Origin of the sequence: Spiroplasma kunkelii CR2-3x, assembly GCF_001274875.1 — a bacterium.
GTDB lineage: Bacteria > Bacillota_I > Bacilli_A > Mycoplasmatales > Mycoplasmataceae > Spiroplasma > Spiroplasma kunkelii.
Window position 1 is genome coordinate 644,692 of the sequence record NZ_CP010899.1, and the last position, 18,617, is coordinate 663,308.

The 18,617-nt window shown below is 24.6% G+C and carries 21 protein-coding genes and 2 pseudogenes; 18 read left to right on the forward strand and 5 right to left on the reverse strand.

Translation table 4 applies throughout. The features are described 5' to 3' along the window. Positions 1 to 222: 222 nt before the first annotated feature. Positions 223 to 918: a hypothetical protein gene (locus SKUN_RS09795; protein WP_053390881.1), complete on the forward strand. Its 696-nt coding sequence runs from the start codon at positions 223 to 225 to the stop codon at positions 916 to 918. 92 nt (positions 919 to 1,010) lie between these two features. Here SKUN_RS09795 and SKUN_RS09800 read toward each other — a convergent pair whose 3' ends face one another. Beyond that, entirely contained in the window at positions 1,011 to 1,172 is a 162-nt protein-coding gene (locus tag SKUN_RS09800) for a hypothetical protein (RefSeq protein ID WP_200903021.1), read from the reverse strand. Between the two features lie 837 nt (positions 1,173 to 2,009). Here SKUN_RS09800 and SKUN_RS03590 point away from each other — a divergent pair. The 6 genes from SKUN_RS03590 to SKUN_RS03605 all read left to right on the forward strand — a co-directional run bounded on the left by SKUN_RS03590 (position 2,010) and on the right by SKUN_RS03605 (position 5,595). Further along, entirely contained in the window at positions 2,010 to 2,756 is a 747-nt protein-coding gene (locus tag SKUN_RS03590) for a hypothetical protein (RefSeq protein ID WP_053390882.1), read from the forward strand. 743 nt (positions 2,757 to 3,499) lie between these two features. Next, positions 3,500 to 3,622, forward strand: coding sequence for a hypothetical protein (locus tag SKUN_RS08375; RefSeq protein ID WP_083436095.1), 123 nt, complete (start codon positions 3,500 to 3,502; stop codon positions 3,620 to 3,622). A 25-nt stretch (positions 3,623 to 3,647) separates the two neighbouring features. Continuing rightward, the gene (locus SKUN_RS03595; protein ID WP_053390883.1) at positions 3,648 to 3,896 is read left to right on the forward strand and encodes a hypothetical protein; all 249 of its coding nucleotides are present in this window, start codon (positions 3,648 to 3,650) and stop codon (positions 3,894 to 3,896) included. 385 nt (positions 3,897 to 4,281) lie between these two features. Then, entirely contained in the window at positions 4,282 to 4,407 is a 126-nt protein-coding gene (locus tag SKUN_RS11295; RefSeq protein ID WP_268794794.1) for a hypothetical protein, read from the forward strand. After that, positions 4,400 to 5,152 carry a hypothetical protein gene (locus SKUN_RS03600; protein ID WP_053390884.1) on the forward strand — a complete coding sequence of 251 codons (753 nt, stop codon included), beginning with the start codon at positions 4,400 to 4,402 and terminating at the stop codon, positions 5,150 to 5,152. The genes SKUN_RS11295 and SKUN_RS03600 overlap by 8 nt, the downstream gene beginning before the upstream one ends. Positions 5,153 to 5,295: 143 nt before the next feature. Further along, a complete protein-coding gene (locus SKUN_RS03605) occupies positions 5,296 to 5,595 on the forward strand; it encodes a hypothetical protein (RefSeq protein WP_053390885.1) in 300 nt (99 codons plus the stop codon). On the opposite strand, the gene SKUN_RS03610 is transcribed toward SKUN_RS03605, so the two are convergent. The 3 genes from SKUN_RS03610 to SKUN_RS03615 are packed head-to-tail and all read right to left on the reverse strand — an operon-like array spanning position 5,561 to position 6,256. Next, entirely contained in the window at positions 5,561 to 5,902 is a 342-nt protein-coding gene (locus tag SKUN_RS03610) for a hypothetical protein (protein WP_053390886.1), read from the reverse strand. The two genes, SKUN_RS03605 and SKUN_RS03610, sit on opposite strands and share 35 nt — an antisense overlap. 17 nt (positions 5,903 to 5,919) lie before the next feature. Continuing rightward, positions 5,920 to 6,045: a hypothetical protein gene (locus SKUN_RS11300; RefSeq protein WP_268794873.1), complete on the reverse strand. Its 126-nt coding sequence runs from the start codon at positions 6,043 to 6,045 to the stop codon at positions 5,920 to 5,922. Between the two features lie 28 nt (positions 6,046 to 6,073). Further along, positions 6,074 to 6,256: a hypothetical protein gene (locus SKUN_RS03615; RefSeq protein WP_053390887.1), complete on the reverse strand. Its 183-nt coding sequence runs from the start codon at positions 6,254 to 6,256 to the stop codon at positions 6,074 to 6,076. Positions 6,257 to 6,675: 419 nt separating this feature from the next. On the opposite strand from SKUN_RS03615, the pseudogene SKUN_RS08380 reads away from it, so the two are divergent. The 10 genes and pseudogenes from SKUN_RS08380 to SKUN_RS03665 form a co-directional block, all read left to right on the forward strand. Further along, positions 6,676 to 7,030, forward strand: a pseudogene (locus SKUN_RS08380) (IS30 family transposase); the annotation flags it as partial. Positions 7,031 to 7,883: 853 nt separating this feature from the next. Then, complete coding sequence (hisS, locus tag SKUN_RS03625; RefSeq protein ID WP_053390889.1) at positions 7,884 to 9,140, forward strand: histidine--tRNA ligase; 1,257 nt, start codon at positions 7,884 to 7,886, stop codon at positions 9,138 to 9,140. Next, complete coding sequence (gene aspS, locus SKUN_RS03630; RefSeq protein ID WP_053390890.1) at positions 9,140 to 10,873, forward strand: aspartate--tRNA ligase; 1,734 nt, start codon at positions 9,140 to 9,142, stop codon at positions 10,871 to 10,873. Before hisS ends, aspS begins: the two co-directional genes overlap by 1 nt. A gap of 460 nt (positions 10,874 to 11,333) precedes the next feature. Beyond that, positions 11,334 to 11,672 (forward strand): hypothetical protein, encoded by a 339-nt coding sequence (locus SKUN_RS03635; RefSeq protein WP_053390891.1) that lies wholly within the window; start codon positions 11,334 to 11,336, stop codon positions 11,670 to 11,672. A 76-nt stretch (positions 11,673 to 11,748) separates the two neighbouring features. Next, positions 11,749 to 11,982: a hypothetical protein gene (locus SKUN_RS03640; protein ID WP_053390892.1), complete on the forward strand. Its 234-nt coding sequence runs from the start codon at positions 11,749 to 11,751 to the stop codon at positions 11,980 to 11,982. A 469-nt stretch (positions 11,983 to 12,451) separates the two neighbouring features. Continuing rightward, positions 12,452 to 12,610 carry a hypothetical protein gene (locus SKUN_RS09190; protein WP_158500757.1) on the forward strand — a complete coding sequence of 53 codons (159 nt, stop codon included), beginning with the start codon at positions 12,452 to 12,454 and terminating at the stop codon, positions 12,608 to 12,610. A gap of 484 nt (positions 12,611 to 13,094) precedes the next feature. Next, on the forward strand, positions 13,095 to 13,310 hold the full coding sequence (locus SKUN_RS03650; RefSeq protein ID WP_053390894.1) for a YneF family protein: 216 nt from the start codon (positions 13,095 to 13,097) through the stop codon (positions 13,308 to 13,310). Positions 13,311 to 13,571: 261 nt separating this feature from the next. Continuing rightward, positions 13,572 to 14,282: pseudogene (locus SKUN_RS03655) on the forward strand (PTS transporter subunit IIC); the annotation flags it as partial. A gap of 40 nt (positions 14,283 to 14,322) precedes the next feature. After that, a complete protein-coding gene (locus tag SKUN_RS03660) occupies positions 14,323 to 15,354 on the forward strand; it encodes a hypothetical protein (protein ID WP_053390895.1) in 1,032 nt (343 codons plus the stop codon). Positions 15,355 to 15,444: 90 nt separating this feature from the next. Beyond that, entirely contained in the window at positions 15,445 to 16,233 is a 789-nt protein-coding gene (locus SKUN_RS03665; RefSeq protein ID WP_053390896.1) for a hypothetical protein, read from the forward strand. Positions 16,234 to 16,512: 279 nt separating this feature from the next. On the opposite strand, the gene SKUN_RS03670 is transcribed toward SKUN_RS03665, so the two are convergent. Further along, on the reverse strand, positions 16,513 to 17,007 hold the full coding sequence (locus SKUN_RS03670; protein ID WP_053390897.1) for a hypothetical protein: 495 nt from the start codon (positions 17,005 to 17,007) through the stop codon (positions 16,513 to 16,515). A gap of 147 nt (positions 17,008 to 17,154) precedes the next feature. On the opposite strand from SKUN_RS03670, the gene SKUN_RS03675 reads away from it, so the two are divergent. Then, on the forward strand, positions 17,155 to 18,450 hold the full coding sequence (locus SKUN_RS03675; RefSeq protein WP_053390898.1) for a cryptochrome/photolyase family protein: 1,296 nt from the start codon (positions 17,155 to 17,157) through the stop codon (positions 18,448 to 18,450). Positions 18,451 to 18,617 lie beyond the last annotated feature (167 nt).

Below are 18,617 nucleotides of genomic sequence, written 5' to 3' on the forward strand. Positions count from 1 at the left end.
TTTCAGCTATCATTGTAGGTATTGTTTTATATTTATTTTGATACAAACATCGTTATCATATTTTTAATGAAGTTGATGAAAAAGATCAATAATATTTGTAAAGTGAAAAACAACAAACAAGGTATTAAACTTAAATAAAATGTTAAATTATTATATACCTTTCTAATAATTATGACAATAGTTTATTTTAATTTTACTTAAATATTGCGACAAGATTATTTTATGCAAGGTTTAGATCCTAGTAATTATGCTTTTAGTTTTGGAATTATAACTTCTTTTATTCCAAATGTAAGTGCTGATAAAAATGATGATAATTATTGATTTAATAGAATTAAAAATTCTGCTTTAAATTATAGATTAAGTTGAAATTTAAGAAATATTTCTAAGGGTTCTTTGGGTAGATTAATAATAGATTATAAAACGCCAAATAAATTGCTAAATATTTTTATTTATAAAAACAATATAAAATATGAATTTACTTTTAATTGAGAAATTATAAAATATTTATTTATGCCAATTATTGCTAATCAAAATTATAAACATTTTGATATGAATTATTTAGTTTTAAATTTTAATTATAAAGAATTGATTAATATGGATATTCTTAAAAAATCTAACAGTAATTATTTTATTAATGATGTTAAACAAAATTTTTATTCATTGGATAATTTATTTCAAGTTTTAGATTATTTTTATTCTAATGTTTTAATAATTATATTTGATATTTCTAATTTTAGAGAATGTATTTATTTTACATCTGATAATGGTAATTTATGTTTTGTATTTTTTGTAAAAAATGGTTTTTTATTATATCCAAAATCAATGGTTTTTAATATTTTAAGATTTCCTGATACAGATATTTATTATTTAAAACTACAAGTGCAGTTGTATAATGTTTATACGTATTTTACCTTTTAATAATGAAAATGAATTCAATCAATAAAATTATTAGATATGTAAGGTGGTGCGTGGATAAACCACCATACCACCTTACTTTTTTACCAATAACATTACATTAAAAGTCCGTTAACCATTGCTAAAACCAATATAGAACTTAACATAATATTAAATGTAATATCAAAAGCAAATAAATTACTAATATTATTAAACAATTCAGAAACATTACTAAACACATGTACTATTCCATTAACAAATTTATAAATTTCTTTCATACCAGGCAAATTATTACAATCCAAATTGCCGCATTTTCAATGTGAATATCTAAATGGTATCAAGCACCTTTTTTATATGGTAATTTTCAAATTTTTCAACCATTAATTTCATTTTGTCAATCTTTAACATTATAAAGACTAAAATTAAAACCATTAATTGAAATAGACCTATCCTCTGTTAATCTAGTTGTATTAAATCTAATTACATTAAAACCTTGATATTTTGACCTATCTTACTTAAAGGGGCAAAAGTCGCGGAGCAACTTAGGGGCGAAGCTCCTTTCCTTGAATTAGTAGGGATTAATTTAATATAAAACTAATAATAATTAACAAAATAAAACTAATAATTTATAAATAATAGAAAGGAATATTTACTATATGAAACTAGATCAACAAACAAAAATGGTTTGATATAAGGCAAAAAAAATGTAATTGTAAATCAAAATAACAAGATGAAGCTGGTGACCATAAACTTTGCGGAATTTGTAAAAAAAACTATTATATATGGTACTCATGAAAGTGTTGAAAATCAACAGAATAGTATTTATAGATAAAATTTAGATCATAAAAAGTCGAAATCATAGAGAGGAAATAATTCTATTGAAAATTTGCAAGCAGTTTATGTAAAATGTAATAGAAAAAAGGAAGTTCTTAATAATTTTATATGAATTATTTTAAGATAAAATAATAAAATTAATATGTTAAGAAAATAATTTATTAAATATCCAATATAGGCGCTAAATCACCTCCCTAATACCTAATTTTCTCCTTAGTTTTATGATATAATTAAGTAGAAAATGTGTCAATAAGATATGTCACCTAGGAGAAACAAACCATATGAAAAAAGATATGATTATTTTATCAGTTGAAGACTTCTTAGCATTAGAACCTGATGAAAATATTCGTGAAGTACGACATGATGCAGAATATCAGTTTGATTATGAAAGCTGAAAAACAATTCTTTATTCGTCAGGAAAATTAAAATTTATTCTTCGTTATGTTCAAACAATCTTTCAATGAATGAAAGAAGTAACTGATTTAACTGGCTTAACAATTAGTATTAGTGCCATTATTGTTGATAAGTTTAATTTCTCATTATTTAAAAATCAACAACATTTATTTAATTGTAGTTTATCAACTAATTTTTATTTAATTCCTGAAATAGAATGAGCAGAAAAAATTACAGAAGCACATGCGTCCAATTATGATTTGGTTAAAAATCAATTAATGTATGATCCATTAGAAATGGAACATTGAAAAGGGGAAGAAGGATTTGGTAAATTTATTAATATGCTATTAATAATTATTCGTAATGGGAAAAAACTTGACCCATTAATATTACCAATCCAGTGAATGATTGAATTTAAAGATAAAAAATTAACGATGTCACGAATTAGAATGCAAATTCAAGCGTTACAAAATCGGACAGCACCAGATAAAGAATTTATCCTTGATTCGCGGAAAAAGAATAATAATGTTGAAGACAAAATTGACTTAGAAAAACGGCCATCATTAGAACCAGTTAATAAGAATGATAGTAATGATATTGCATCATGAAATAAATATTATAAAGAAGATGTTTAATACTTTATTAATGTGAAAAAAGGGTTAAAGAAAAACTTAACCCTTTTTATATAATTTTATTACTTGCTATTATTTTAATTCTGTCTAAGTTTATATTAAAGAATTTAGTTGTCTTAAGTGTCAATGGTTTTTACACTAAATTAATTTTTAATTATTTCAAAATTATGTTAATTTTATTAAAAATATTGGAACAACTTTTAAATTTAAATTTTAAAAATAATTATAAATGAGATAAAGAAAATGGTGTGTGAATTGAATTTTTAGATATAACTCCAAATTTAAACTGGGGCAGTGATTAAAACCAGAATAAATTTTAAAATATAGGAGGAAAGTATAAAAAAATATTAATTTTAAAATTTTTTTTAATTTCTATTTTGTAGTAGTATATCTTCAGTAAGTCTTTTTATTATTTTATCAATTGTAAATTGTAAATGCCAACCGATAAAAAGTTAATTATTAATTTAATTAACTTTTTTAAGTTAATTATAGGAGGTTGAAATTATGCAAACAAAGCAATATTTTATTTTGCGGTCGCTAGTGAAAAAGTATGGTAAAGATAATGTTATTAATAATGCTAATAAGATTGCAAAAGATATTGAAATTAAAAAGTAAAAGAATAAATTATTCCGCGTAATTTATTAGCGGATAATTTATTAAATAGTGTTTTTTAATGGAGCGAAGCGACAACGAGCGGAGCGAGTTTGCAAATTTCAATTTTTTAATTTTTAGAAGGGAGTTATATTATGCCAACTTGATTAACAATAATATTTAGTATTATTATTTTATTGGGGATTTTTGCTTGAATTGGTTTATTAATTTATCAAAAAATTAAACAAATTCGAGGAAAGAAAAAAGAAAAAAAATAAATTGAAAGAAAGGAGGATAAAAATAATGTTAGGTATGTATTTAACAACAGCAGTTAATTTTTTAGCAAATACACCTAAAACTATGACTGAGGGTATGACTGGTATTTGAACTGGTTTAACTAGTGCATTATGAAAAGTTAAAGAAGGTATAACAAATATTTTACCTGAGATAATGGTTTTTTTAGGCGATGCGTGAATTATTTTAATTTTGTTTGCAATTTTTTTGATTATTAAAGTATTAAACTTTTTCCGTGTTATGGTTAAATGATTTTAGTATTTATTATTTATCATATATTTTAACTGTGGCACACTAGTTTTTATATGTGATTTGATGTAAAAAATGAATTTATTAAATAGAAAAATGAACTTATTATATTTACTATTAAAGTTATTAATAGTTATTTTCAGTGTGCCAATTTTTATTATTTTATATATTTAACAATGTTTATTAACAGTGTTTATTAAACATTAAATAAACAATATATTAGCATTATTTATAACATTGTTTTATAACATTGTTAATAATCAGTGTTTATTACAATAAATAAACATTATATGAACATTATTTATAACATTGTTTATTAAATAAATATTTTATATGGTATTAAAATCACAGAAGAACAATTAGAACAATTATATATTATTGAGGAGGATGAATAATGACTATAACAGAATCAATTAAATTTGATAAATTACAAGAAGAAAATGATGCACTTGAACAAGAACTTACTGAATTAAAACAAAAACAATTACCTAATAAGGAGAATAAATTAAATAATGAATAATATAGTTCAAAATGTTTCTTTTCCTTTTCTTATTAAAGGTAATGATTTTAAAGAATTAAGTTTAAAAGCATTAAATATTAAAAAATGAATGGATGAAAATGGGCAAGAATTAGCAGAATTTATTTATCGTCATCGTAATTATTATGCTACAACTGCTTATAAAGATGTGAATTTAAAAGATATTCCTAGTCTTGTAAGTAAAGTAAATATTGTTTTTAAAGAACTATCAGAAATAATTAAACCATTTAAAGATGATTTAAATCGGATTTGTACTAATACTATTAATTTAGAAAAATGTATTGAAAATCATAAAATTGAAATTAAAAATAATATTAATCAAGTACGCATTAAAAAACAAAATGAATTATTTAAAGAACAAGAATTAAAAAAACAAGAATTACTTGAAAAAGCAAATAGTTTAACACCAGATATGGGTCTTGATATAGACCAAATTCAAGATGAACAAGTTCGTGTAATGGAACAAATTGAGCAAATTGATAAATCATTAGAACCAAAAGAATTAAAAAAAGTTGGTATTAATTTAATAAAAGAAAAAATATTAATAAAAGATATTGAAGTAATTGGAATTGATAATGATTTTTTAGAAAATGCAAATAAATTAGAACTAATTAATTTAATTAAGACTTATTTAGTTATTGATGAAAAAATTGTTAAAAATGAAATTAAAGCACAATGAGATAGTAATGTAAATACTAATACTATTGGTGTGATTATAATGAAATAATAATTGGTGCATATGCTTTTGAAAAAGATAAAAATGGAAATTATCAAGGTATTTTATTAAGAAAAGCAGATATTGAACGATTAAAAAATAGTAGTCCAAGTGTAAATAGTGAATATTCACCTTGAAATAAATGACCAAAAAAAATGGTTGAAGCAAAATTATATCGTAAATTAGCATTAGAAATGGGGATTGATATTTTTGATATTGATTTAGATGAAAAAGAAATTAAAGAAGATGGTAATTTTGAATATATACCTTTTAATGATATTACTGTCGTCAAAAATAAGGGGCAAATTAGCGATGAACCATTATCAAATAATATAAATTTTACCCCATCTTATCCAGAAATAGCAGACACAAATGATAATGTCGTTAAAGAAGATGATATCTCAAATGTAACACCAGTAATTAATAATAACGATGAGGATTGAGCAACTTGATAAAAATAGGTATTGACCCATCAGGAACTGGTACTACTCATAAACTAGCACTTGTTTTATGTGCATTTGGACTATCTGCTTGAGCATAATCAACACCAGCAAGGATTTTATCAAAAGTTCAAGTTAATTTAGTAAATTTAAGATATTCAGCAAATACAGCACCCTGTACTTGTCCAGGTAATCCTCAACTTCATACTCTTGCTCTTGATGGTCATCTTCTTTCCATTTCTAATTGATCTCTTACAATATCATTACTTAAATAAGTATGCATTAGGAATATTTTGTTGATAAAACCATCTTGGTATTTCATCTAAATGTAAAAAGTGTTTAAGCATCTTTAATTACCTCATTTATTTTAGGTAATTCTTCTTTATCAAATTGAATAACAATATTAGAGTTAGAAACATTTATATCTTTAACATATTTATCAAAATAAATTTTCTTACCCCCCATAGGAGTCATTTAATAATGATAATTCTTGCTATATTTCTAATTTATTTATCATATCTTCAATAAAATCAGCAGCTTTTGCATCAATTTCATCTTTTCAATTATTAAATGGTAGTTTTAAATAGTATAAATATGCTCTTTTATTACTTAATTTGTTGCCTTTTTGTTGTAAAAATGCTGTAGTTTTGTCGCTAATTGTTCTAAAATTTGCCATTTTTTACTCCTTTTTGCATATTAAAATTGCTATTATTTAATAATTATGATTAAATAAAAGAGTATTAAAGAAACTTATCAAGAACTAAAAACCTAGCAAAATGTATTAAAAAACTTAATATTATTTTTATTATGTTTATTTTATAATTAAAAAAATACTTTTTCAAGTCTTTTTTGTAAAACAAGTTTTTAGAGATACAAATTTAAAAATTATTATACCTTAATTTTATAACTTTAAAAATAATTGTCAATAGTTTTGTAAAAATAGTGTATAAATAACTTTAAAAGATTGGAGATTCATAAATGCAAGATTATACACATATTAAATTTGATGAGAGAAAATTTTTTAAGGATTTATTTTTATCTGATAGTTGCAAAAAGAAAAATGGAACAATTAATATGTCAGAAATAGCACGACAAATATTAGTAGAACAATCAAGTAGAAAATATTTTGCAATAAAATTAGAAAATCATACTGCTAATGAAGTTTTTGAAAAGTTTAAAGAATTAGTTAAAGTAAATAATTTAATGAAGAGAATTAGAAATATTCGCTGAAACACAAGTATATTTTTGTGATGTTGGTAAACTTCGTCAAAAACCTTTAATTGAATATATGAATAGTGAATTAAGACATTGATTTCATAGGGGAACTGATTTTAATAAAGTTAGTCAGAAACGATTAAATTGAGTAGTTAATGATGTAATTAATAAAAAAATACGGCCCTGTTTAAATTGAATAACTGCAAAAGAAATATTTTTACAGAATATTAAATAAATTTATTAAAATTCTTAATAAATCCTTTTTATTGTGCTTAAATATGGTTAAATTAAGCTATATTTATAAAATATTTTATTTTTTTAAAAAAGAGTTGCATTTATTTTAAATGATGTTATCATCAAATTAACAAGAGATATAAATTTGTAACTTGAATATACACGATGCCTTTATATGCAATTAAAATTATATTCGCTCAATAATAAAAAGTTGAAAATTTATTTTTAAAATATTTTTTAATTAAATATTTCAACAAAAATTTATCATTATTAATATAATAATCATTACACAAATTAATATATGAAAATATTTTTTGTTTTATTTTTTTATAATATTTATTTTTTCACTAACGACCGCAAAATAAAATATTGATTTGTTTACATAATTTAAACTCCTTAATTAAAAATATTAAAAAAAATTTACTTTCCAAAACTGTAAAAACCAAAAATACAAAATGTGTGTAATTTCTACAATATTTATCTAATTATAATAAAATAATAAATAAAATAATAAAATTTTATTTTGATATATATAATCAATATTTTAAAAATTCAATTTATTTTGATTGAATGTATGAATGGTTTTTAAAAGATAAATTGCTAATTTATTTTACCTTTCTAAAAAAAATAGGTATAATTTTAATTGAAAGAAATTATTATTGACAATAATTGAACAAAGAAATAGTGGCTGGTAGAAACTATTGGAATTTTAAAGCGTGATGACAACATGAAGATAAAATTTAATAGATTTTAACAAGTAAGCGCATTAACTAAAAGATAATTAAATAGGATGGCACCGCGATTTTTCGTTCCTAAGCAATCTTTTAGTTTTTTATTTAGAAGGGAAGAAAGTTATGAATATGCAAAAACCACGAGGAACTGAAGATCTTTATTATGAAAAAGCAAGTGAATTAAGTGCCCTAGAATTAATGTTGCGTAGTCTTGCTATGCAATATAACTATCATGAAATTAGAACTCCAATTTTCGAAGCAAAAGATTTATTTGTGCGTTCAGTAGGATCAGAAACCGATATTGTTAGCAAAGAAATGTTTGAGTTATTAGATAAAAAAGAGCGAGCATTTGTTTTACGTCCAGAAGGAACCGCACCTGTTATTCGCAGTATTATTGAAGATAAACTATATGGGAAATATGAATTACCATTAAAATTATTTTACCTTGGGAATATGTTTCGTTATGAACGACCTCAACATGGCCGTTTACGTCAATTTAATCAGTTTGGAGTTGAAGTGGTCGGAGCTAAGAATTATTTATTAGATGTTGAAGTTATTTTACTTGGTTTTAATTTATTAAAAACACTTGGATTAACAAACTTAACATTAAAACTAAATTATTTAACAATTGGAGCAGCACGAACAAAGTATCTTGGTGTCTTAACAACTTTCTTCCAAGAACAAACATTATGTGCTAATTGTCAAATTCGAGTACAAAAGAATCCATTACGAGTATTAGATTGCAAAATTGATCATGATAAATTTAGTAATGCGCCAAAGATTTATGATTATGAAACCCCAACAGAAAATGAAGAATTTGTGGCAATTCAAAAGTTGTTAACTAAATTAGGAATTCCTTTTACCTTAGATGCGCAATTAGTACGAGGATTAGATTATTATACTGGCGTTGTTTTTGAAATTGTGATTGGGGAAGCAGAGCGAGAATTAACTTTACTAGGTGGTGGACGGTATGACCAATTAGTACACACCTTTGAACCAAGCTTAGATTATCCAGCTGTAGGCTTTGCTTTAGGATTAGAACGATTGTTATTAACTTTAGCTGCGAATGATATTGTCCTAGCTGATGAGGCTTATCTTGATGCTTATTTAATTTGTTTATCTGATAATGCGCGTTATTTTGCTACTTCTTTGTTGTTATTACTTCGAGCAAGTGGTTTTTGTGTTGATTGTGATTATTTAACACGTAGTGTTAAAGCTCAGTTTAAATCATTAGAGCGTTTGAAAGCAAAGAATTCTATTATTATTGGTGATGAAGAATTGAAAAAAAACGTTGTAAAAATTAAAAACCAACAAACAGGAAAAGAACAAGAAGTTAAGTTTGACAAGATTATTACAGTTTTAAGTAAGGAGAAAAAATAATGAAGAGAACACATACTTGTGGTGAATTAACATTAAAAAATGTTAAAGCAAAGGTTGTTTTAAGTGGTTGAGTGGCAAAGAATCGTCGGTTAGGGGGAATTATTTTCTTAGATTTACGTGATCGAACAGGTATTACACAAGTTGTTGTCCAACCAGAGCATCCCCAATATGCCATGATTAAAACAATTAGAAATGAATTTGTTATTAGTGTTGAAGGTATTGTAATTGAACGAAAAAGTAAGAATTTAGAATTACCAACCGGTGCAATTGAAATTGCAGCTAAACAAGTCACAATTTTATCAAAAGCCGAAACACCGCCATTAATTATTAATGATGTTACTGATGCGTTAGAAGATGTTCGAATGAAATATCGTTATTTAGATTTACGTCGACCAATAATGCAACAAAAAATTATGTTACGAAATCAATTAGTGCAAACAATTAGGCAATTTTGTCATGATCATCAATTTATTGATATTGAAACACCAATTTTAAACAAATCAACACCAGAAGGTGCCCGTGATTTCTTAGTTCCCTCGCGTTTAAATCCCCATAATTTTTATGCGTTGCCACAATCACCGCAATTGTTTAAACAGTTATTAATGTTAGCTGGATTTGATAAATATTTTCAAATTGCAAAGTGTTTTCGCGATGAAGACCTACGAAGTGATCGTCAACCAGAATTTACGCAATTAGATTTAGAAATGAGTTTTGTTGAGCGCGATGATATTATCCATTTTGTTGAAACATTATTTCAAACAATTATGCAAGATGTGATGAAAGTTAAAATTAAAACTCCCTTTCTTCGGATGGATTATAATGAAGCAATTGAAAAATATGGCACTGATAAACCAGATACACGTTATGATTTAAAGTTATTTGATGCAAAAGATATTTTTGCGAAAACTGAATTTAGAGTCTTTGCAACAGCTTTAAAAAAGGAGTTGAGTTTAAAAGTGATTTTTCTTCCCAAATTAGTCAGCAAAAAACAAGTTGAAGAATTAACACGGATTGCCCAGCAAAACAAAGCACAAGGGTTAGCATGAGTTAAGCAAGAAAAGAAAAATTGAGAAGGACCACTTGCAAAAGTACTTAGTGATGATGAAAAAGCAAAACTATTACAAAAATGTAATAAACAAACTGGAACATTCTTCTTTGTTAGTGATGAAAAAGCAGTTACTTGCCAAGCTTTAGGAGCAGTCCGAGTAGCATTAGCTAAAATGTTTGCTTTAATTCCACAGAATGAATATCACTTCTTATGAATTGTTAATTGACCATTATATGAATGATCAGATGAAAATCAACGTTATGAAGCAGCTCATCATCCTTTTACCGCGCCAACTAGTGAATTTATTGATAATTTTGAGCAGAAAATGGCAACTGCGCGTGCTGATGCTTATGACTTAATTTTAAATGGTTATGAAATTGGGGGAGGAAGCATTCGTATTAACCAAAGTGAAGTTCAAACCCGAATGTTTAAATCATTAGAATTATCAAACCAAGAAATTGAGAACAAATTTGGTTGATTTTTAAATGCTTTTAATTATGGTGTTCCACCCCATGGTGGAATTGCATTTGGACTTGATCGGTTAGCAATGATTTTAACGAATAGTGAATCAATTCGAGATGTGATTGCTTTTCCGAAGAATACAACAGGAACTGATCTAATGACAGCTTCACCAAGTCCAGTTGAGGAGAAACAGTTGAATGAATTAGGGATTAAGTTAAAATAATAAATATATAACAATAACTAGCAATATGATTTTTATGTAATATTAAAACTATAGCAAAGGTAATATTCTTTATTGTCTTTTTTTATTTTGAGTGAAGAGATTTATTTTGTTTTTGATTATGGATATTTTTATGTATAATTAAATTAAGAAAATAACTAGAAAAAGATATTAAATTATTGATTTAAGAAAAAGAAATAAATAATTTATAATTATAAGTGAATGAAGAACATTTAAAGAAACTAATTTTTTACAGTTTAAAACAATTAAAAAAAACAACTAAACCAAAAATAACATAATATGTTACAAGAAATTATATTAGAACACCAATTTATGGTGATGTTTCTGTTAAAACAGCAGATATTCCACATATTAAATTTAAAAAAAGTACAACAAAATTATTAAAAAATTTAAGAAAAGAGAAAGTTTATGCGTGAAATTTTGAACTGTGAAGCAGGATGTCATGCTCGAACACAAAAATACGAAATCGGGTTCGATTTTCATTAATACACCTGAACGTTCATTTATATTAGCTTCTTGTTTTGTTTTTAAAGATAAATTTAAAGAAGACTGATTTTTAATTGGTATAATTCCCCAATTGAGTTTTTGAGCTAGATCTATAAAAGATAATGTAAAAAAAGAGTCAAATAAAAAATATAAAGGCTATATGTTATTTCATGGTTTAATTGATTTAGAATTATATGATAATGAAATTTTAGTAGCTTATGAAAATAACTTAATTAAAATTTTTGATAAATCAATTGAAGAAAAAAATAAAAACTTGAACGTTGAAATAATTTAAAAGCAAAAATTGTTTAAATCATCATCATGTTCCCGCTATTGCTAAAGGAGCACAACAAAATCAAGCCGAAGAAGTTGTGGGAGTAAATATTCAAACAAACGCTTCTTATGAACAAATGATATACATTAGAGAAATTAAATTAACTGAATTTATTATTAAGTTAATTAAATATGATAATGCTATTTTAAACAGCAGAACATTCAATATTAAAAATATTGATGAGTTAATTGTTGATGTTAAATTACAAGTAAATGCCACTTTAAACATACAATTAAAAAATAATGAATTTATTATCAATGCTCTTAATTAAGAGCAAGGAGGACAATAATAATGTTAAAACCATCATAAAAGATGTTATCACAATTAAACGATGAACCAATTGACTATTCAATTGAATTTTAAATTACAAATTCAGTAAAATACCACAATCCAAGATAACAGTACAAGTTATATAATGTTAAAGAAGATATAACAAATATTTTACCTGAGATAATGGTTTTCTTAGGTGATGATTTTCAGTGTTCCAATTTTTATCATTTTATAAAGATTTGTTGCACTTCATTTTACATGTTTCATAAATAAAAAACTTTTTAAAATTAGTAATAACTTTAAAAAGTACTTTTTATTGTGGCAAAATTCATAATTTTATAAGATTATTTATTTAATTAAAAATATAATTTTTAAAAAGGTTGAATTTTTTAAAAATTTTGTTATCATTTAGCCATAAGCGGGACATAATTTGTTTCTAATTACTTAATTTTATTAAAAACCTAAAAATAATGAATACTACCCAAATTTTAGTTGGGGTAGAAATAAACAAAAATAATGTTCCAACTGAAATTTATATTTTAGAAAAACAATCAATTTCAAGGCATGATGCACGAACAGTAGACGATTTTGTTCGAGAAAAATTAATTATTAATCATAATTGAGATTAAAAAAAATCTTGAAAATAGTATTAGTCGGATTTTGGTTACGGGTGAAAAAGGATGAAAAATAGTTGATCGACATTTTACGATAAAACGCTTGTTATCTTCTGAAAAAATATATTTTTCAAAAAATTTAACTGTTACTAAAAATATTAATGGTGAAGATATAGTTATAAAAAATATGGTTACCTATATGATGAATTATATAAATGTCTTAATTACGAAAAAACGAATATTAGAGACGAAAGTCCTGGCTGAAATAAATTGGCTGCTACTAATGCATTTGAATGTACTTTGTCATTTTTTAAATTTAATTTAGTTGATTTAAAAATTAATAAAAAATTGGTATACTTAATCTAACGATAGAACTGGTCTTAAATGTATATGGTTTCCACAAAAAACCAGGAAAATAAAACTTTTTTTAAAAAATATGTTAAAATATTATAGGAATTATGCTAATAATTACTTATTATAAAAAAGGAGGACAACAAGAATGCCTTGATGAGGAGGGCTTATTATTGGGATTGGTTGTTTAGTTATTGGTGGGATTTTAGGATTTTTAATTACCAAAAAAATTGTGCAAAAACAATTACGTGATAATCCCCCAATTACTGAAAAACAAATTCGGGCAATGTATATGCAAATGGGACGCAAACCGTCCGAAGCAGATATTAAAAAGGTTATGAATTCAATGAAACGTGCAAAATAAAATTAGATTTAATATCTTTTGCCAATAATGTAATACTTTGTTTTACCAAATAATTAACATTAGAAATACTTTTGCATAAATTTGCAAAAAATTTACAATTTTACTAGTTATTACCAAAAAGAAGAAAACAAATGGCAAAAAAAAGAAAAAAAATAAAATCAACATAACATATATTACATATGTTATCTTGATTTAAGATGTTAGAAGAAACCTTCGTTATTTTAATACTAAAAATATGATAATTAGCAAGGAGGGATAAAAATGTCAAGTTTTTTATCTTTAACAGCTGGCTATTATGTTTTAAATTTCTTTAAAGAATTTATTTGGTACATTGGCAATTTTAATTGGTTTATTTGCTCTTGTTGGTTGTTTATTACAATGCAAGAAATTAACCGAAACAATTTCAGCAACAATTAAAACAACTATCGGGTTTTTAATTATTGGTGGGGGAGCTGGGATTTTAGCTGGTGAAGTTGGTAAATTAGGAAGTGCTTTTAATTTATTGTTTGGAATTAATGGGATTATTACTAATAATGATGTTATTCTTGGGTTATTTTTAAATAGTTTACCAAAAATTGTGTTAGCTGGATCATTAATTATGATTTGTGAAATGTTATTAAATATTTTATTAGCACGGATTACCACTTATAAATATATTTATTTAACTGGCCATGTCTTATTTTACTTATCAGTAATATTTGTTAGTGTTTTAAATTTAGCGGGGTTAAATTTAGCTGAAGATTTACCAATTATTGTTATTACCGGTGCATTATTGGTTTGGGTCATACCAGATCATTATCATACTTGTTTTTTGCTCCAATTGGAATTGTAATTGCTAAAATAAGTCGTAAACCACTTAAATCAACAGAAGAAATTAAGTTTACAAAAGAATTAAGTTTCTTACATCATAATACTAATATTGCAATTGCAATAACAATGTCTATCTGAACCCTTTTTTTCACCTTAATTTTATAGTATAATAAATAGGTAAAAAAGTATGGGGGTTTTAATAATGGAAAATAATAAAAAAGTAATTGATTATTGAGATGATTATGACCCAAATGAATTTGATCCAGCAAAACGACCAACTTCAATTTTGCAAAATAAAACGATATTAAATAATAATCAAAATTCTGTTGATAAAATTATTAGATTAACAAATGAATTTGAGACATATTCATATTACAATAATAAATTTAATGTTAAACAAAATAATGTTCAAAATGATGTTTTTGATCACAATGATAATTATGATGAATTAGATTATTCTGAATTTCAACCAATAGAAGGGGCAGAAATTAACCAAGCAACAGAATTAACTGATTTAGATGAATTAAATTTAAATAATAAGAATCGATTTGTTCCATTTAATGAAAATGATATGGTTACTCCAGCACTTGATGTTAATCAAATTTATGATCGTTGGCAAAAATCAAAAGCTAATTTAATTACGCATAAATTAGATGTTCTACGAAATCGAGTTCAAGAACCACGGATTGAAGGACGCCGAAAATATAGTTTTTATGTTCCTAAATCATTAGAAGAATTATTAAATAAACCAGCTCAAGTTGTACTAGACGCCACTCCATGCGTTGGTGGTGATGAGGTTTATTCTGACCAAAAATATTTTAATAATCCAGTTTTACTTTCAAAAGTACAGGGTAAAAATAATGATAATTTATCCTTATCTAATAGTAATGATGGAATACCGCTAATTTCAGATGAAATCTTAGACAATGAATCATTAACAATGAGCAATATCTTAAAAAATGCTAAAATAAATATTAATTCAAGTAAAAAAGAAGCAATCTTTATTAATGATGAGGATGTGCTAGATCCAAATAATTTAAATTATGAACAACGTTTGCGTTTATTAAAATTAGCATCTGATCCCAATAATGAAGAACGAAAAAAATTGTTACAAATGAAATTAAATAATGGTAGTTTATTATCCTTATCAATAGTTAAAGAACGATTACAAAAAGTTAAAACTGGGGAGATTGAATTAATTGAGGAAACAACTCTTACAAAAGATAACAATTAGAGTAAAAAGAAAAGAAAAAATATTTTTTAACACAATAACCTATTAATGTTTACACTTTCAAGTTATAATATATAGTAGAGGATGATTACGATGATATTAGGAAATAGTGAAATAGCCTTTATTTTAATTGGATTTTTTATTGCGATTAATATTATTATATTAATTTTTTTAATTTTATCTTACCGAAATATTTTAGTTACAATTCCAAATTTAAATAATGCTCCAAGTCAATCAATGATTTCATTAGAAGTAATTGATCGCTATTTAACAAAAAAGAAAATTACTGGTTTAAAAGTTGTTCGTAAACAAGGCCAAGTTTTAATTACACATTCTTATAAAAAGAAAACATTTTATATTAATGATTTACAATTATTTAATCAGTCTTATTTTTTATCGGGGATGGGATTAGATTATGTTTTAGGGCGAACATTTTTTGCAACCCAATTATATTTAAAAAATAAACATGTTCAAACAATTCATTTCTTATTATATTTGGCTCCACCATTATTATTGTTATTCTTTATTATTGTCTCATTATTTACAATTATTTTTATTGTTATTCTAAAAACTAATCCCGCCTTGTTAGATCATAGCAATTTCTTTTACTTTATTAATCGCTATGGAGTTTTAAATTTATTATTAATTTTTATTATTGCAGCATATTTAATTTTATTAAGTTTTAATGGACATTTTAAGCAAAATTTAGAAAATTGATATGAAACAGAAATGCGACAATTTGTTAAAAAACAGTTTCCGGAGTTATATGATGATTGAATTATTGCTCGTAGTTATTCACGAAGTATTCAGTTTACATATATTTTTGGTTATAATTTTATTTTTAAAAAAATTTATAAATATACAGGACCCTTTGGCCTTTAATAAGACAAAAGAAATTTTCCAGGACCTTATTTAGTATGCATGATACTGACAAAATTGAAGTGGCTTCAATTGATGAGTGTTATATTGATGTAACTGATATTTATTTAAAATATTGGATTACCAAATAGTATTGGTATTTCATATAAAATAAATCACTAGAAAATTGCTAGTGATATAAAAAACAATAGAAATTACGTTAATTCGGCCAGAAGATGTTACTGACTTAACGAAATATATTTAACCAGAATAATAAAAAGAAAAGGGGAAGTAAATCTTTTTTTATTTTCCCCTTTTCTTTTTATTATTTTTTTCTTTTGAAATTGCTTTAACAACAGCTTTTTCAATTAAAGCTTCAATTTCTGTTGCAGTTAAGATAATAGTTGGTTCAACTTTACTAGTACGAGTAAGGGAAGATAAATTATTATTATCTCTTTCACCTACTTCTTGTTGGTTGGTAACTGCAGCACGTAAACGAGCCATTTTTGCTTTAATATTATTTTCATCAACACCAATCGCTTTTTCATCTTCATTTGTAAATCCTAATTTGTGTTTAATGTTTTCATTATTTTTTTTAGCATTTTCTAAAATATATTGAATTGTTCCCTTTTCAACTACTGCTGGTTTAATAGGTTCATTACTAGTTGTAGCTGGATTTAGCATTCGATTCATTTTTACTTTAATCTTATTTTCAGTTGCTCTTGAAATAGCTTTATTAATATTTTTTGAACATTCATGAATTTTTAAATGAATTGGACAAAATGTTGGTACTCCCATTCTAACTCCCCGTTTCTCTTTAATATCTATATATAATTATAACTTAAATTGGAATAAATGTGTATTAGATTAAATTTAATATTTTTTTATGTGACAGCATATTTATAGTATAATGATAAAAAATAAATTAGAAAGTGGTTGTAATTAATGAACATTTTTATTTTTCATCGTGATTTTAGAATTGAAGATAATCTTGGTCTTGCTCAGTTGGCTAATGAAGAAGATAAAATTTATTTATTATTTATTTTTACAAAAGAACAAATAAAAGCAAATAATTATTTTTCACCTCGTAGTTTTCAAGCAATGGTTCATTGTTTAAAACAATTAAGGAAAAAGGTTCATGTTAATTTTCTAAAAAGTGAAAATGAACAAACCGGAATTAAATTTTTATTAGACCAAGGTTATAAAATTAATAAAATATATACAAACCGTGATTATACACCATTTGCTCTTAACCGAAGTAAAGCAATGCGTCAGTTATCAAAAGACTATAATTTTATTTATCGTGAATTTGATGATTATGTATTAATAGAACCATTAACAATAAAAACTACTCAAAATGGATATTATACTGTTTTTACACCATTTTGAAATAAATTAAAAGGACATTTTAACGATAATAAGATTGTTACTTATAAGGTTAAATCCTTTTTGCCCCAACAATTAAAAAATCTTGAGATTTTACAAGACATTACAAATGTTAAATCTAGTGATTTTAATTTACCATTAGTAGCTGAAAAAATTAAAACAGCAATTTTTCAGTTAGATCAAAACTATCATCAAACTCGTGATTTTGTTGATTTAGAAACTAGTACAGCAAAAATTAGTACTGCTTTAAAATTTGGTGTTATTTCAATTCGACAATGTTATCTTTGAAGCATTGAAAAATTTTGTGTTTTTGATAACGCTTTTGCGCGTCAATTAGCATGGCGAGATTTTTATTATCAAGTAACTTATAATGCGCAATTACATCAACAATGATCTTTTAGTGAAAATTGAAATAAAAAAATAACAATTGACTGTATAAATAATCCAGAATGATTACAAAAGTGGCAAAATGGTGAAACTGGTTATGATTTTATTGATGCTGGAATGAAAGAGTTAAAAGAAACAGGGTTATTACATAATCGAGCAAGAATGGTTTGTGCTTCGTTTTTAGTTAAGAATTTACAAATTGATTGACGTAAAGGCGAACAATATTTTGCTCAACAGTTAATAGATTATGACCCTATTATAAATCAATGCTCATGACAATGAGCAGCAGGGACGGGATTTGATGCTCAACCATTTTTTCGAATTTTTAATCCTGAGTTACAACAAAAAAAATATGATCCAACAGCAAAATATTGTAATAAGTTTTTAAAAAACCGCCCCACAATTAATAAAATAGTTGATTACAAAATGTCTGTTAAAAAAGCGTTAGAAATTTATAAAGGTAAATAACTAACATTATGGAAAAATGCTAGCAAAGTTCATATTTTTATTTTGGAAAAATATTTTATTTTATTAAAAAATAAAAAAATATTGTATTATTTTAATATTAATAGTATACTATGGATAAGGAAAAGTATTTTTCCTAAATCTATAAAGTAAACAGAATAATTATATAA